Here is a 15766-nt window from a genome sequence, read left to right on the forward strand (position 1 = left end):
CATGTTTTTCAAACTTACATTTGGGGCCTATACACGGAAACAGTCATTTTTTTGAAAAACAGGTTCAACATATTCGTGAAAAAGCTGGGTTTTTCTTGCCTTTTTATTGCGCTGATACTAATCAGCAACCTACGTTTTTCATCAATGTACCTCTATTACAGCTTGGACAGGGAAGGGTTTATAGAGCAACTCTGCGAAAACAAGGACAAACCCGAACTCAATTGTGATGGGAAATGTATGTTGATGCAGATGCTTCGTGCACAAACAGAAGATGAAGAACCCATGCCCGTTATCGGTTGGGAAGAGGTCTTGGTTTTTTTGGTGGATTTGCCCAACTACTCCATGTCAAATGATGATGAGGGTCACAAAAATGTATTTTACTATACAACTTCCTATGCTTATCGCTTTAGCGATACCCTAATAAAGCCGCCCATGGTTTAAGATGTACCACGCCACGGCAAATACCATAGCCGTACATGTATAATCTTAAACAAAAAATCAAAAATGAATAGAATTGCAACAGCAAAACTTTGCGTTTTGCTTTTTGGGATGGGTGTATCCTATGCCCAAGTGGAGCCCTCGCAAGATACCCTATCCAATAAATTGGTGAAATTGGACGAGGTCTTGGTGGAAGGAAAACGAAAAACAGACCCGGTTCTTTCCTCGTTCAAGAGCGAACCGGAAAAGAAAATTGTCCAATCTAAAAATGTGGCCGACCTATTTAAGGACATCAATGGGTTTAACTTAATAAAACGTGGTAATTATGCCATAGACCCATCTTTCCGTGCCTCGCAATACGAACAGTTGAATGTTCAATTTAATGGGGGCACCAAGGTAATGCACGCGTGCCCCAACCGAATGGATCCCATTACCACCCATGTGATTCCCGAGGAAATAGAACGGGTTGAGGTGGTTAAAGGACCCTATACTTTTCGGTATGGCCCCACCTTTGGCGGTATTGTGAACTTGGTGACACAAGAGGTAGAAAAACAGGAGAAAGGCTACCATGGAAAGGTGAATTTTGGAGGAGAGAACAACGGCAATGCCATTACCAGCTTTGCCAATGTTAAATATATTGGAGAAAGGTTTGACGCCAACCTCAATTTTGGATTTCGTGATTTTGGCAATTACGAAGATGGCGATGGGAACGAGGTACCGTCATCATTTAAAAGTAACGATTATGGGGTTCAAGTAGGATATAATCCAAGCGAAAACCAACGGTTACAGCTTGGTTTCCGGCAATCGTTCGGAAGGGATGTCCTGCATGCAGGATTACCCATGGATACGGAAGAAGATAACAGCAATGTCCTTTCTTTAGATTATAAGTTGGACAATATTTCCGAAGGATTAAAAACCTTGAGTGCAAAGGTTTATCGCTCTAAAGTGGACCATATTATGACGAATGAGCTACGGCCAACCTTTATGATGATGGAAGCCATTTCTGAAGTAGAAGCCACTACTTTGGGTGGTAGGATTGAACTTGAATGGAGACCAATTGAGAACCTAAAACTTTATACTGGGATAGATGCTTTTTCGGTAGGAAGAACAGGAAACAGAACCCGCCTAGTAAAAAGAAACATGATGACCGGTGAAGCGCTTCCAATGCCCATGGAATTTGTGGATGAGGTTTGGCAAGATTCCCAAATTGAAGATTATGGAACGTTTGTAGAAGGAAAATATCCACTGACTGAAAAGCTTTTATTGAATCTTGGGGCCAGATATGATATGGTCCGCTCTAAAGCAGATGCACCATCGGATGATTTTGTTGCTGAATATCCCGATTTGGATACACGTACAGAGCACAATTTCAGTACTACGGCATCATTTAAATATATGGCCACATCCAATCTTTTGTTTGAATTGGCCTATGGAAGAGGTGTACGCTCCGCCAATATGGTTGAACGGTTCATTAACCACTTTGCGGTGGGACAAGACCCTTATGAATATGTGGGCAACCCTTTTTTGAATGCCGAGGTGAACAATCAGTTTGAGTTGGGTGTAAAGGCAAATGCAAATTTTGATGGTTATGTCATGAACAGATTGGATTATGGAGCTTCAGTGTATTATTCCATATATGACAATTATATTGTTCCTGTGATTGATCCAACATTGGACAAAAAGTACATGCCCATGGCTGAACCTACTGAAGTAAAACGATTCACCAATTTGGACGAAGCCTATAAAACAGGCTTTGAAGTTTTTGGGGAATTGTCCTTTTTGGAGGATTTTGCCTTTAAAACGGAACTATCCTATGTGTACGCCAAAAATCAGGATTTGAATGAATCGCTTCCGTTGACCCCGCCATTGGTGACACGCTTTAATTTACGGTTTGAGCGAGATAAAATTTGGGCTGGGGCTACGTATGTTATTACTTCTGAGCAATCCAAGATTGCACCCTCATTTGGTGAGCAGGTTACGGATGGTTATGGGGTTGTGGACTTTAGTTTTGGCGCAAAACCGTTTAAACATGTTACTTTGGGAGTGGCTGCATCCAACATTTTTGATGTGACCTATAACAACCACTTGAATTTTTCTTTTGTGAATCAAGCTGATTATGGTCGGGTGCCTATTAATGACCCAGGTAGAAATCTTTCGGCCTTTGTGCAGTACAGGTTTTAAAAAATGAAACAAAAAGACGCTCCAAAAGAGCGTCTTTTTTTACTTCTATAAAGAGCTTTAATCAAAATCAGAAGCGCTGACTCCTTCATTCACTTTGAGTTCTTTTACAGTAAATTCAAAGTTTTGTGGGCCCATGCTCTGCGACAATTGAAAAGGAAATTTAACCCCGGAAACTTCTTGATAATCAGCAAACCCCATGATATTCTGCATTTGCTCCCCTTGGATTTCTTCCACAGAAATTTCTTGAATCTTTAAACCGGATTCAATATCATAAAAGGCTGTCTTTTTATCAGTGATCTTCAATTTATACGCTTTTTTGTCGCCAACAGCTTCAATCCCTTCCAAAGAAACATTACCAGCAGCCAAATAATTTAATTCTGGGAAAGCAGCAGATTCTTCTTTGATTTTCTCAATTTCTTCAGGAGAAAGATCTTTGCGTTGTCCTTGCACCACCATATAGCCTGCATCGCCATCCAAAACTTGTTTTTGCATGGAGTTGCCCATTACCTTTATGTCTTGCATAAATTGGTCTTGAGAGGTCTTTTTTAGTTCCAGCTCCAAGGTCGTGCCCTGCATTTCGGCTTCAGCAATCATGGCATAGGATTCTACACCTTCCAAGTTGGACTTTCCACCTATCGCTTCAATATACTTTTCCAAAACTGTGTTGGCAGTCATACCCTCTGGAACTGCCGAATTATACTCAGTTTTTTCGGTTTTGTTGGCGAATTTGTCGTAGTGGAATACCGGAACTTCCTTACCTTTAAAAGTGACTTTTTCAAGGTTTTCCACAACATCACTTCCTTTGCCCACAACAACTACCCTGGCATTGGAGGTGGTTAGGTGTTTTTGGGCAGCTTTTTGTACATCGGCAATGGAAACAGCATCAAGTCGCTCCAAATAGTTTTTATAAAAATCGCTGGGCAGGTCTTCCGTTTCAATATTTAGGGCATAGGCGGCAATGGTGGTAGGGTTTTCCAGGGCCATTACAAAGTTACCGGCATATTCTGCCTTTGCGTTGGAGAGTTCTTCGGCTGTTACAGGCTCATGGATTATTTTGTCTATTTCCTTTAAAATTTCGACCACAGCACTGTCGGTTACGGCATTTCTTACTTGTGCGGAGGCATCAAAACGAATGGGGCTATACTTGTTGTCCCTAATGGCGGAGTAGGAGCCGTAGGTATACCCTTTGTCTTCTCTTAGATTCAGATGCAGCCTACCTTGCGAACCACCTCCCAAAATCTTATTGGCCAGCAATGCATTTAAATAGTCATCATCCTTCATTTTGAGTTCTGTGATGTTCTCCACGGCCACTTCAGACTGTACGGCATTGGGCGCATCCACAAAATTAATTTGGGTGTACTGCACATCTGTGGGTTTTGAATAACTGAACGATGGGGGAACGGCTTTGGACCATGGGGTAAAATGCGTGGTGATGAGCTCCTTGGCATTTTCAAAATCAACATCCCCAATAATGATCAAATAGGCGTTCGCTGGCACAAAATAGTTTCTGTAGAATTGTTCCACATCGGCCAAGGTCACGTTATTTACCGTTTCTTCTGAAGTGATTTCGCCATATGGGTGATTTTTACCGTAAGCCAGGGCGAGTTGTACCCTGGTGGCAATGGCTGAAATATCCTTTTCCTGACTTTTGAGCCCGGTAAGGAGTTGCTCCTTTTCTTTTTCGAATTCCTCTTGAGTAAAGTTGGGATTAAGGGCAGCATCGGCCATAAGTTCCAAAATCCGTGGAAAGTATTTGGACAGGCAATTGGCGGATGCACTTTGACTTCCAATACTTATGGAAGCACCCAAAAAATCCACTTCTTCATAAAAATCATCCTTGGGGATGGAAGTGGACCCTTTTCCCAACATGCTGGAGGTCAAATCGGATACGCCAGCTTTATCCCCTTGTAAAATAGGAGGATTATCTATAGTCAAATACATATTGACCCGTGGTAATTTATGATTTTCCACCACCATTACTTTAAGCCCGTTGTGTAATTCAAAACGAGCAGGTTCCTCTAGATTTATTTCTGGCGCAGGTCCCTTTTTTGGAGGTGTGGTACGATCTATTTGTGCGTTTGTTACTGCCCAAAAAAGTGACAGTACAGAAAATAGGATATACTTTTTCATTTTAATTGGCATCATTTTGTTCAGGTAAATACTCCAGCTCCAGACGTTGGTTTACTTTTAGATACTTTTTGGCCACTTCCTGGATTTCTTCCCGGGTTATGGATCGGTAAATATCAATTTCGGTATTGATGAGGTTGGTATCGTCACGTAACAAATAATTTTCAGCGAGGGAGTTGGCAATTCCTTCAACACTGCTATTGGCATTCACATAGCGGTTTTCGAACTTATTTTGAAGTTTTTGATAGTCTTTTTCAGAAATGAGCTCAGTCTGAAGCTTTAAAATTTCAGCATCGATTTCGTCTTTAAGATCCTGGATGGTATGTTCTCCGAGCGGAAGTCCTCCCAAAATATAGGCGCTGTAATCTTCACCATCCAAAGGGAATGCAAAGACTTGAAGTGCCATTTTTTTATCATCCACCAACTTTTTATAGAGTTTGGAACTTTCACCATCACTCAAATACGCAGAAATCATATTGATGATATAGGCATCCCTTTCAGCTTGTCCAGGAGTTCTATACGCCAAGAAGATGGCTGGAATCTGAATATTGGGATCATGGTAGGTAGCAAATAGGGTTGAGGTGATAGGGTCTTCCTTTATCTGGGGTCTATCAATTTCGGCACCTTTTGGAATGGGACCAAAATAATCGGAAATCATTTTTTTGGTCTTTTCGGTTTCAAAATCGCCAGCCACCACCAACACCGCATTATTTGGGACATAATAGGTCTTGTTGAAGTTTTTGAAATCATCCAAAGTGGCACTGGCCAAATGCTCCAAAGAGCCAACTACGGCCCATCGGTAGGGATGTTTTATGAAAAGATTTTTACAGATCTGCTCAAAATAAGCACCGTAAGGCGAATTGTCCACCCGAAGTCTTCGCTCTTCTTGTACCACCTCTTTTTGGGTATCCACTCCGACTTGACCAATAATGGGGTGCATCAAGCGCTCGGACTCTAACCACAGACCCGTTTCCAAACTATTGGACGGGAAAGTTTCATAATAATAGGTGCGGTCCAAATAGGTGTTGGCATTACCCCGCCCGCCATTCGAGGAAACTATTTTGTCCCATTCACCGCGTTCAATGTTCTGGGTGCCCTCAAACAATAAATGCTCAAAAAAATGGGCGAATCCGGTTTTTTGTGGATCTTCATCCTTGGATCCCACATGGTACATAACGGCGGTGGTCACTACAGGGGCCGTGTTATCCTGATGTAAAATTACATGCAGGCCATTTGGCAGATCATACTCTTCAAAGGCTACTTCTTGTGCTGATAGAAAATGGCCCAAGGTAAGTATGAAAAGCACAGAAAGTAAATGTCTTTTCATGATATGTTATTTTAATATTGGTGTACGATGTACTACTGAGGTTGGTATTGATTTGATGATTGATGTTACGTTAAATATAGGATAAAATTTACAAGCGGAATCAACAGACTGCAAGTCTTTAAAAGAATCTATGGGATAATTCGTAAACATTCAGTAAATTAAACATCGCATCCAAAAATAAAATGAGATGAAAAATTTAACCCTGCCTATTCGTTTTGGGATAGTTACCAGTGCTGTTCTCATCGCGTATTTTTTGATCTTGTCCCTAATGGGAAAGCATACCAATGTCTTCTATAGCTTGTTCAATGGGATCATTACCGGGTTTGGTATTTATGAAACTATAAAGTACACCAAGCTTAGGCAAGGCAAAGGTTTCAATTACGGAAATGGATTCACGGCAGGAATCACCACAGGGTTTATTGCCACGCTGATATTCACCATTTTCTTCGCATTTTATAGCACGGAATTGAACGGTGCGTATTTGGATGAACTCTCCAAAGTATGGGCCAAGGACTACAAAAACTTCCAAGGAATTGTTTTCTTTACGGTGGCCATTATGGGATTTGCCACTACCTTGGTTTTAACGCTTTCCTTTATGCAACTCTTCAAATCCTCCAACAATCAAAAAAAATAATGTCCCAAAGGGAGATATAATACTTGTAGATTAAGGATTTAGCAGTATATTTGCACCCGCTAATTTAATAAAGCGACCATAAATTAATCTAATTAACGCATTATGTACGCAATTGTAGAGATGGCAGGGCAGCAATTTAAAGTTGCAAAAGACCAGAAAGTGTACGTTCACCGTTTGCAGACCGAGGAAGGCAAAAAAGTTACTTTTGACAAAGTTCTTCTTTTGGATGATAATGGAAACGTTACTATTGGCGCCCCAGTCATAGAAGGTGCGGCTGTTGAAGCCAAAGTTGTAAAGCACCTTAAGGGAGATAAAGTAATTGTCTTCAAAAAGAAAAGACGTAAAGGTTTCAAAAAGAAAAACGGTCACAGGCAATATTTGACTGAGATTGTTGTTGAAAGTATCGTAGCCAAAGGAGCCAAGAAAGCCGCTCCTGCAGCAAAAGCCAAAACTGAAGAGAAACCTGCTGCTGAGCCTAAGAAAGAAGTAGCCAAAAAAGCTGAAGCTCCTAAAAAGGAAGCTCCAAAAGCAAAGGCAACTGAGGATTTGAGCTCCAAAACGGTAGCAGAGTTGAAGGAAATGGCAAAGGCTAAAGATATTACTGGATATTCTTCCATGAAGAAAGCCGAGTTGATTGAAGCGTTAAGTAAATAAGACACGAACTAAAATTTATATATCATGGCTCACAAGAAAGGTGTAGGTAGTTCAAAAAACGGTAGAGAATCAGAATCGAAACGCTTGGGCGTTAAGATTTTTGGTGGTCAGGCAGCTGTTGCTGGTAACATCATTGTTAGACAACGTGGTACCAAGCACAATCCTGGCGAAAATGTATACGCTGGTAAAGACCATACTTTGCATGCCAAGGTAGACGGTATTGTTAAGTTTGAAAAGAAAGCAGGTGGAAAATCTTTTGTTTCCATTGAGCCTTTCCAAGCTTAATAACAAGATTTATATCATATTGAAGGCCTCGCAGTAGCGGGGCCTTTCTTTTTCCTAACCCATTGATAAAGGTTTAATAACCTCTTGATGATATTTGGGCGAACGTAATTGTGTTTCTTGAACTTTCTTTGCCAATTACGTTCAATGAGAACACATTTTGGACCTTTTTTTCTTTTGATGGTGGTGATGCTTCTTGTCCATGGCAATAGTATGGCTCAACAAGCACCTATTGACCTTTCCTCCCAAACATCAGACCCAACCTATTTGGAGCTCCAAAAGCAGTTGGAACAGTCCAAAAGCAAACCGGAGTTTCCTAAACAAATAGCTCAAAGCCACTTAAAGCTTGGGGAATACTACCGCTCTTTAGGATTGTATTCCGAAGCTATGGAACAATACAACAGGGCCTTGGAGCAGATTGGAACCGATTTCAACGACACGCTTTACATGACCCTGAATAACCATATTGGTAGGGTTTACCTTTCCCAAAATAATTTTGAGCTTGCTGAACAACATTTCACCGAAACCATGAACACTACGGTGAATTTGGAAGATAGCAAAGGACAAGCAGAATCCATGGCACTACTTGGGGCATGCTATGAAAAACAAGGAGAATATGACAAGGCCTTAGCCTATCAAAAAGAAAGTCTCTTGTTGTTTGAACAGCTGGAAGACAAACATGGCGTAGCCATGACCAATGAGAACATCGGGAGCATTTATGAAGATTTGGAACAATTTGATTTGGCCCAGCAATATTTTTATAAAGCCTATGCGTATTTGCAGGACAGCAATACTGCAGAAGAAATCAATGTGCTCAATAATTTGGGAGACAGCTTTCGAAAAACAGGAAAATATGAGTCGGCCCTCTCTTATACGGGCAAGGCACTCGATATTGCGAAACAGTTGAATGATTTCCACCAGCTGGAAAGTGCCCATAAAGATTTGTCCAAAACCTATGCCCTCATGGGCGATTTTGAAAAGGCCCATGCCCAGTTGATGGAAGCTGAAGAATACAACAGTGCCATGCTCACCGCACAAAACACCAATCAGCTCAATGTGCTTCAGACCATTTACGAGACCAACAAAAAAGAGGCTGAAATTCAATTGTTGAAGGAACAGAATAAGGTAAGTGCTGCCAATCAAAACCTGTTGTGGGTGGCTTTGTTTGCCTTGGCGGCCATCCTAACCATTTTGTACAGCTATTTGGGCAGAAAGCGTAAGGCCAAGCTTAAAATCCAAGAATACAAACAGCGAATGCTCAAGGCGGAGCTTGATAAAAAAGCCATTGAGGAAAAAAACTTGCAAAATGAGGTTCAGCTTAAAACGGCCTCACTATCCCGGTACAGCCTCCATCTTTCCCAGAAAAATAAAATCTTACTTGATTTGGCGAACACCCTTCGGAACATTGCATCCCGAAGAAACATGGACACCTCGGAAAAAATAAAAGCTTTGGTAAAGGAGATTGATTTTAATCTGCAACAGGAAGACGAATGGGACGAATTCATGAATTTCTTTAAAGAAATTCACCCAGAGTTTATCAAAAAACTATCATCACTTTCTGATTCAAGCCTTTCCCCGGCTGAACTTAGGTTGGGCATGCTATTGCGATTGAATCTCTCCTCCAAAGAAATTGCATCCATCCTTCGGGTGACCCCAGACAGTGTTCGTGTGGCCCGTCACCGACTTCGCAAAAAGCTTCCCATAGATCAGAAGGACGAGTTGGTAAATTTTATGATTGAACTTTGACCCATTTTCATCCCAATTTTTTGAAAAGGTTAGCCCCATGTAAAAAAAATGTAATTGTTGCCCTCTTGTTTCTGCCGTCCCACCGATTTGTTTCCTTTTTGTTTCCCTTTAGTTTAAATCATAATGAACTGATATACATAGTTTTGGATAGCATTCTAACTAGAACCAAAATGAAACCAATGAACGCAAGGAAACTACTTTTTGTAACGCTTTTTTTGATGTTTGGACTTGTAAAAGCACAAGCACAAACAGGCAATATTCAAGGAACCATTACCGATGAAAACGGAATTTATGTTCCGGGTGCCAACGTATTTATTGAATCACTGGCCAAAGGGGCTATTACCGATTTTGATGGAAGGTTTACCATTGTTGGTATTCCCGAAGGGAGCTATACCTTAAAGATCACCTACATGGGCTATGCTGATGTTGACCAAGAGGTCTCTGTATCTGGTGGTCAAACCACAGGTGTAAACATTGTCTTGAATCCAAGTAATGTAGAACTGGACGAGGTTCAGGTAAGTGCTTATGGACTTAGTGGTCAAGCCAAAGCCTTGAACACGCAACGTACCAATCTGAACATTACCAACGTGGTATCTACAGACCAGATTGGGAAATTTCCCGATGCCAATATTGGGGACGCCGTTAAGCGTATTCCTGGTATCACCATGCAGGTGGACCAAGGTGAGGCAAGAAATATTATTGTTCGTGGTCTTTCGCCGCAGTTGAACTCCGTTACCTTGAACGGAAGCCGTATTCCTTCCGCAGAATCGGATAACAGAAACATCCAAATGGACTTGATTCCTTCGGACATGATCCAAACCATTGAAGTGAACAAAGCGGTGACTCCAGACATGGATGCGGACGCTTTGGGGGGTTCTGTAAACTTGGTGACCCGTACCGCTCCTCAAGGATTTAGGATTTCCGCTACCGCAGGATCGGGAATCAATTTTATCACCGACAAACGAATTTGGAACGGCTCTCTTTTAGTAGGTGACCGTACCAATGATGGCAAATTCGGATATATGTTTTCGGCAACCATCAACGATAATGATTTTGGTTCAGATAATATCGAGGCTGAATGGAGCGACGAATTTGAATACTATACTGGTGAAGATGATGATGAAGGAGACCCTATTTTAGAAGAGGTAGATGTTGATCCCTATACTAATGTAACCGAGCAGCGCACCTATTTGGTGCAACGGGTACGAAGAAGTTTTTCTGCCAATTTTGATTACCAAATCAATGCTGCCAACAATATTTATTTGAAAACCATGTACAACTGGCGAGACGATCGAGAAAACCGATTCGCTTTTGCCCAAGAGATATTGGATGGTGAGGATATTGAAGAAGGCGATTTTACCATAACCAATGGAATCCCGACCCGTTTCCCAATTGAAGCCGTACGTGAGTCTAAAGGAGGAATCGCGGGAGGAAGAAATAAAAACCGTAGGTTGGAAGATCAGCGCATGCAAAACTATACCTTGGGAGGTAACCATCTTTTTGGCAGTTTAAAGTTCGATTGGATGGGGTCTTACGCAAAAGCATCCGAAGAGCGTTTGAACGAGCGTTACGCTGCTTACGCTGCTGAATACATTGTAAATAATGATAACAGCAATCCAAAGTATCCTATTATGACTGCTTCCGACCCAAGTGATTTCAGCAATTTGGACAACTTTGAGTTCGATGAAATCACTAACGAAAACCAATATACTGAAGAGGAGGACATCAACTTCTTTGCAAACTTTGAGCTTCCCGCCGATTTCTTTGGACAAGGGAATGGGACCATTAAGTTTGGGGCAAGAGGTCGCTTCAAGACCAAATTAAGAGACAACGACTTCTTCGAATACGATTTGGAAGATGATTTTCCGACCTTGGGGGCAGTTCCCGTAAAAAGCTACACCGACCCAGATTTTCTGGCAGGTGAAAAATATCAAGCAGGAACCTTTGCCAGTGAAGAATGGTTGGGTGCGTTGAATTTGAACAGCACCAATGGTGAAGCCTTGCCAGATGAATTTTTGCCCGGAAACTTTGAGGTAAAGGAAAACGTATTGGCAGCCTACGTAATGTTCAACCAAAAACTATCTGATAAATTAAGTGTATTGGCCGGTGCAAGATTTGAGAATACCAAGCTTGAAACTGATGGTAACCGAGTTATTTATATTGAAGAGGATGAGGACGCAGATATAGAGGAAAGCATTGAAGTTGAGCCTGTATCTGATGAAAACTCCTATACCAATTTACTACCAGGCATCCATTTCAAGTACGATGTGGACACCAATACCATTCTTCGTTTTGCATGGACCAACACCTTGGCCCGTCCAAATTACGAAGATTTGATCCCAAGGGCTGAGATTGTGAATGAGGATGAAGAAGTCATCGTGGGGAATCCAGAATTGGATCCAACCACTTCCATGAACTTTGATTTAAACGCAGAGCATTATTTTCAGAATGTGGGAATTGTTTCTGGTGGGCTTTTCTACAAAAGAATCAATGATTTTATATACACATTTATCACAGAGGCCGAAGATGATTCCTTTGGTTCTGGAACAACAGGTTACGATGTCTTTCAACCGTTAAATGGGGATTCTGCTTCCATTTTTGGGGCTGAGCTTTCTTTTCAGCGTCAGTTGGATTTCTTGCCTGGTTTCGCCAAAAACTTCAGCATTTATTTAAACTATACCTACTTATCTTCCAGTGCCGATGGCATCCGCAACGAAGATGGTGATGAGCGTACCGACCTTGACTTGCCCAACACGGCACCCAACATGTTCAACGGATCTTTGGGCTATGCCGATAAAAGGTTTAGCGCGCGACTTTCAGCCAACTTTTCCGATTCGTATATCGATGAAATTGGAGGAAACGCTTTTGAGGACCGATACTATGACACCCAGTTCTTCTTGGATTTCAATGCCAGCTATGCCATTACCAACAACTTGAGGATTTATACCGATGTGAACAACATCACCAATCAACCCCTACGGTATTTCCAAAGTGTAAAAGAACGGACCCAACAAGCTGAATTTTACAGCATTCGATTTACCTTCGGATTGAAATACGATTTGTTCAGAAAATAATTCAGGTAGTATTTTATATACTAAGTCATGATGAGTGCCCGCCCATAAAGGGTGGGTACTTGGAGTGACAACCGTTATCCATAAAGTTTCTAGTATGAAAAAATTATATATCCCATTCATTTTGGTGTTGGGAATCATCTCTTGCAAACAAGGCAGTTCACTGCCGGCCATAGCTCCTGATGTTATCACCGAAAAAACCCCAAACGATACCGATGATCCCGCCATTTGGATCAATCCTGAAGATGCTTCAAAAAGTATTGTTTTTGGAACCGATAAGGAAACCAACGGAGGCGTTTATGCCTTTGATTTGGATGGAAAAATTATCCAGGAGAAATCCATCACAGGCATTCAACGCCCCAATAATGTGGATTTGGAATATGGTTTTCAATTGAATGACTCCGTTGCTGTGGATGTGATTGCTTTCACGGAACGGGAGAAACAACAAATCCGTTTGTTCTCAGTACCCGAAATGAAACCCTTGGATGGTGGTGGCTTCCCCGTCTTTGAAGATGAAACTGATGTGGAGCAACGTTTGGCCATGGGGATCAGCCTCTACAAATCCCCTAAAGATTCTTCGGTTTATGCCATTGTGGGCAGAAAAATTGGGCCGAGTGGTTCGTACCTCTATCAGTATAAATTTGAATCTGATAGCACTGGGGTTTCCGCCAATTTGGTGCGAAAATTTGGAAGTTTTACCGGAGGAAAAGAGATTGAAGCCATTGCGGTAGACAATGAAATGGGTTACATCTATTATTCGGATGAAGGCGAATGCGTAAAAAAATATCACGCAGAACCTAGCATGGGTGACGAAGAGTTGGCTTGCTTCGGCGGGGAACTGTTCTTGGAAGACATCGAAGGTATCGCCATAGCCAGATATCCCAACGGGGAAGGCTATATTATTGTTTCCGATCAGCAACGTGGACAGTTCAATATCTTTTCAAGAAAGGACAATTCATTTATAAAAGCAGTAAATCTATCTACTACAGAGACTGATGGTTGTGATGTGGTCACTGTTCCATTGAATGATACTTTTCCAAACGGCCTTTTTGCTGCAATGAACGACGAAAAGGACTTCTATTTTTACGATTTGGGCAAATTGGGACTTAAAATGGACTGATTCCCCACGGAATCGTGGTTTTACGGGTTATATTTGAGAGACAGACCCTCGGTTATGGCCTACAAGCATACCATTCGGAATCAGGTGTACAGCTTTCCCGACCTAAAGGCAGTGTTGGCTAAGGCTAGTCCGTTCCGTACGGGGGATGCCTTGGCAGGATTGGCGGCCGAAAGCAATTTGGAGCGTATTGCAGCCCAATGCGTGTTGAGCGAACTTCCCTTGCAGGCATTTCTCAGCGAAGCCTTGGTGCCTTATGAAGAAGATGAGATTACCCGACTCATCTACGACACCCATGATGAGGAAGCTTTTCAAGAGATTTCTGGGCTTACCGTGGGTGATTTTCGGGATTGGTTGCTGACCCATGAGGTGGACACCCAAAAATTGACCCAGATTTCCAAAGGACTCACTCCAGAAATGGTGTCGGCGGTTTCCAAATTGATGCGCAATCAAGATTTGATTGCTGTGGCCCAAAAATGTGAGGTGATCACTCAATTTCGCAATACCATTGGCAAAAAAGGACATTTGTCCGTTCGGTTGCAGCCCAACCATCCCACAGATAATATCAAAGGTATTGCCGCCAGTATGATGGATGGTTTGCTCTATGGTAGTGGTGATGCCGTCATCGGTATTAACCCAGTAACCGATAGTGTGGACATTGTGGGCAACCAGCTAAAAATGATGGATGAAATCCGAATGCGGTTTGAGATTCCTACCCAAATTTGTGTGCTCTGCCACTTGACCACGGCATTGGAATTGCTCAATGATGCACCCGTGGATTTGGTATTTCAATCCATTGGAGGAACAGAAAAAACAAATTCCTCTTTTGGTATAAACCTACCCATGTTGCAAGAAGCCTACGAAGGTGCCTTGGAACTCAATCGTGGTACAGTGGGTGAGAACATCATGTATTTTGAAACGGGTCAAGGTTCGGCACTTTCAGCCAATGCCAATTGGAATGTGGATCAGCAGACCTGCGAAGTTCGAGCTTATGCTGTGGCCAGACATTTTAATCCTTTATTGGTAAACTCTGTGGTGGGGTTTATCGGTCCCGAGTATTTGTTCGATGGAAAACAGATTACCCGTGCCGGTCTGGAAGATCATTTTTGTGGAAAATTGATGGGATTGCCTATGGGTATGGATGTGTGCTATACAAACCATGCCGAAGCGGACCAAGACGATATGGACAATCTAATGACCCTATTGGGCGTAGCCGGATGTAATTTTATCATGGGGGTACCAGGTTCAGATGATGTCATGCTGAATTATCAAACCACCTCTTTCCATGATGCGCTTTATTTGCGCAAGGTGTTGAACAAAAAACCCGCTCCCGAGTTTGAAGCTTGGTTGCTAAAAATGGGCATTATGGATGGTTCAGGAAATCGAATTTCCATATCCAATTCACACCGATTGTTAAACAGCATGCCATGAGCGGAAAGGACAGCAGCTTGGTGAAAAAAGACGCTTGGGACAATCTCAGTTCTTTTACAAATGCGCGAATAGCGCTGGGCAGTGTTGGAAATAGCATTCCATTGAAGGAAGTCCTCCAATTTAAACTGGCCCATGCCCATGCCAAGGATGCTATTTATACCGAGTTGGACATTCCCTTTTTGGAAAAGGAAATACAATCTTTGGGATTTCCCATTTGGACAGTGAAGAGCAAGGTTCAAAATAGAGAGGAGTACTTAAAACGCCCCGATTTTGGTCGGCTTTTGAATACTACTTCAGAAGAATTATTTCGGAACAGTACCAATGAATTTGATATTATTTTTGTATTGGCTGATGGGCTTTCAGCCGAGGCGGTCAACACGAATGCTATCTCTCTTTTAAAAGAGGTGTTGCCCCAACTTGATTCAAATTATAATGTTGGCTTTGTACTGACCACACATGCCCGCGTAGCTTTGGGTGATGCTATTGGCACCCAACTCAAAGCCAAATTTACTGCGGTGCTTATTGGGGAGCGCCCAGGGCTTTCCTCTCCAGAAAGTATGGGGATTTATACGACCTATGCCCCAACAAAGGGATTGACGGATGAGCGCCGGAATTGCATTTCCAACATTCACAAAAACGGATTAACTCCCAAACAAGGCGCTTTGCTCTTAAACTATTTGATTCAACAATCCTTTGCAAAGCAAATCAGTGGTGTGGCACTCAAAATCAATTTAAAGGAACTGTTGGATAAGGAGTGA

Annotated in this window: 12 protein-coding genes; 10 read left to right on the plus strand and 2 right to left on the minus strand. The window is 42.1% G+C overall.

Annotation, left to right across the window (positions count from 1 at the left end; all coding sequences use genetic code 11):
- The first annotated feature begins 144 nt into the window (after window positions 1-144).
- Entirely contained in the window at window positions 145-441 is a 297-nt protein-coding gene (locus J0X14_RS03125) for a hypothetical protein (RefSeq protein WP_207096290.1), read from the plus strand.
- A 63-nt stretch (window positions 442-504) separates the two neighbouring features.
- On the plus strand, window positions 505-2619 hold the full coding sequence (locus J0X14_RS03130) for a TonB-dependent receptor domain-containing protein (RefSeq protein WP_207096291.1): 2115 nt from the start codon (window positions 505-507) through the stop codon (window positions 2617-2619).
- Window positions 2620-2676: 57 nt separating this feature from the next.
- Here J0X14_RS03130 and J0X14_RS03135 read toward each other — a convergent pair whose 3' ends face one another.
- Both J0X14_RS03135 and J0X14_RS03140 read right to left on the minus strand, forming a co-directional pair.
- Window positions 2677-4749 carry a M16 family metallopeptidase gene (locus tag J0X14_RS03135; protein WP_207096292.1) on the minus strand — a complete coding sequence of 691 codons (2073 nt, stop codon included), beginning with the start codon at window positions 4747-4749 and terminating at the stop codon, window positions 2677-2679.
- A gap of 1 nt (window position 4750) precedes the next feature.
- Window positions 4751-6073 (minus strand): M16 family metallopeptidase, encoded by a 1323-nt coding sequence (locus J0X14_RS03140; protein ID WP_207096293.1) that lies wholly within the window; start codon window positions 6071-6073, stop codon window positions 4751-4753.
- 187 nt (window positions 6074-6260) lie between these two features.
- Here J0X14_RS03140 and J0X14_RS03145 point away from each other — a divergent pair, with 187 nt between their 5' ends.
- The 8 genes from J0X14_RS03145 (at window position 6261) to eutC (ending at window position 15766) form a co-directional block, all read left to right on the plus strand.
- A complete protein-coding gene (locus tag J0X14_RS03145; RefSeq protein WP_207096294.1) occupies window positions 6261-6707 on the plus strand; it encodes a DUF4199 domain-containing protein in 447 nt (148 codons plus the stop codon).
- A 102-nt stretch (window positions 6708-6809) separates the two neighbouring features.
- Window positions 6810-7361 carry a 50S ribosomal protein L21 gene (gene rplU, locus J0X14_RS03150; RefSeq protein WP_207096295.1) on the plus strand — a complete coding sequence of 184 codons (552 nt, stop codon included), beginning with the start codon at window positions 6810-6812 and terminating at the stop codon, window positions 7359-7361.
- A 24-nt stretch (window positions 7362-7385) separates the two neighbouring features.
- A complete protein-coding gene (gene rpmA / locus J0X14_RS03155; RefSeq protein ID WP_207096296.1) occupies window positions 7386-7646 on the plus strand; it encodes a 50S ribosomal protein L27 in 261 nt (86 codons plus the stop codon).
- A 144-nt stretch (window positions 7647-7790) separates the two neighbouring features.
- Window positions 7791-9389: a tetratricopeptide repeat protein gene (locus J0X14_RS03160; protein WP_207096297.1), complete on the plus strand. Its 1599-nt coding sequence runs from the start codon at window positions 7791-7793 to the stop codon at window positions 9387-9389.
- Between the two features lie 170 nt (window positions 9390-9559).
- Window positions 9560-12463, plus strand: coding sequence for a TonB-dependent receptor (locus J0X14_RS03165; protein ID WP_207096298.1), 2904 nt, complete (start codon window positions 9560-9562; stop codon window positions 12461-12463).
- A gap of 94 nt (window positions 12464-12557) precedes the next feature.
- Window positions 12558-13580 (plus strand): phytase, encoded by a 1023-nt coding sequence (locus J0X14_RS03170; protein ID WP_207096299.1) that lies wholly within the window; start codon window positions 12558-12560, stop codon window positions 13578-13580.
- A gap of 54 nt (window positions 13581-13634) precedes the next feature.
- Window positions 13635-15008: an ethanolamine ammonia-lyase subunit EutB gene (locus J0X14_RS03175; RefSeq protein WP_207096300.1), complete on the plus strand. Its 1374-nt coding sequence runs from the start codon at window positions 13635-13637 to the stop codon at window positions 15006-15008.
- Window positions 15005-15766, plus strand: coding sequence for an ethanolamine ammonia-lyase subunit EutC (eutC, locus tag J0X14_RS03180; RefSeq protein ID WP_207096301.1), 762 nt, complete (start codon window positions 15005-15007; stop codon window positions 15764-15766). Before J0X14_RS03175 ends, eutC begins: the two co-directional genes overlap by 4 nt.

The sequence above is a fragment of the Allomuricauda sp. CAU 1633 genome, from assembly GCF_017313225.1.
Lineage (GTDB): Bacteria > Bacteroidota > Bacteroidia > Flavobacteriales > Flavobacteriaceae > Flagellimonas.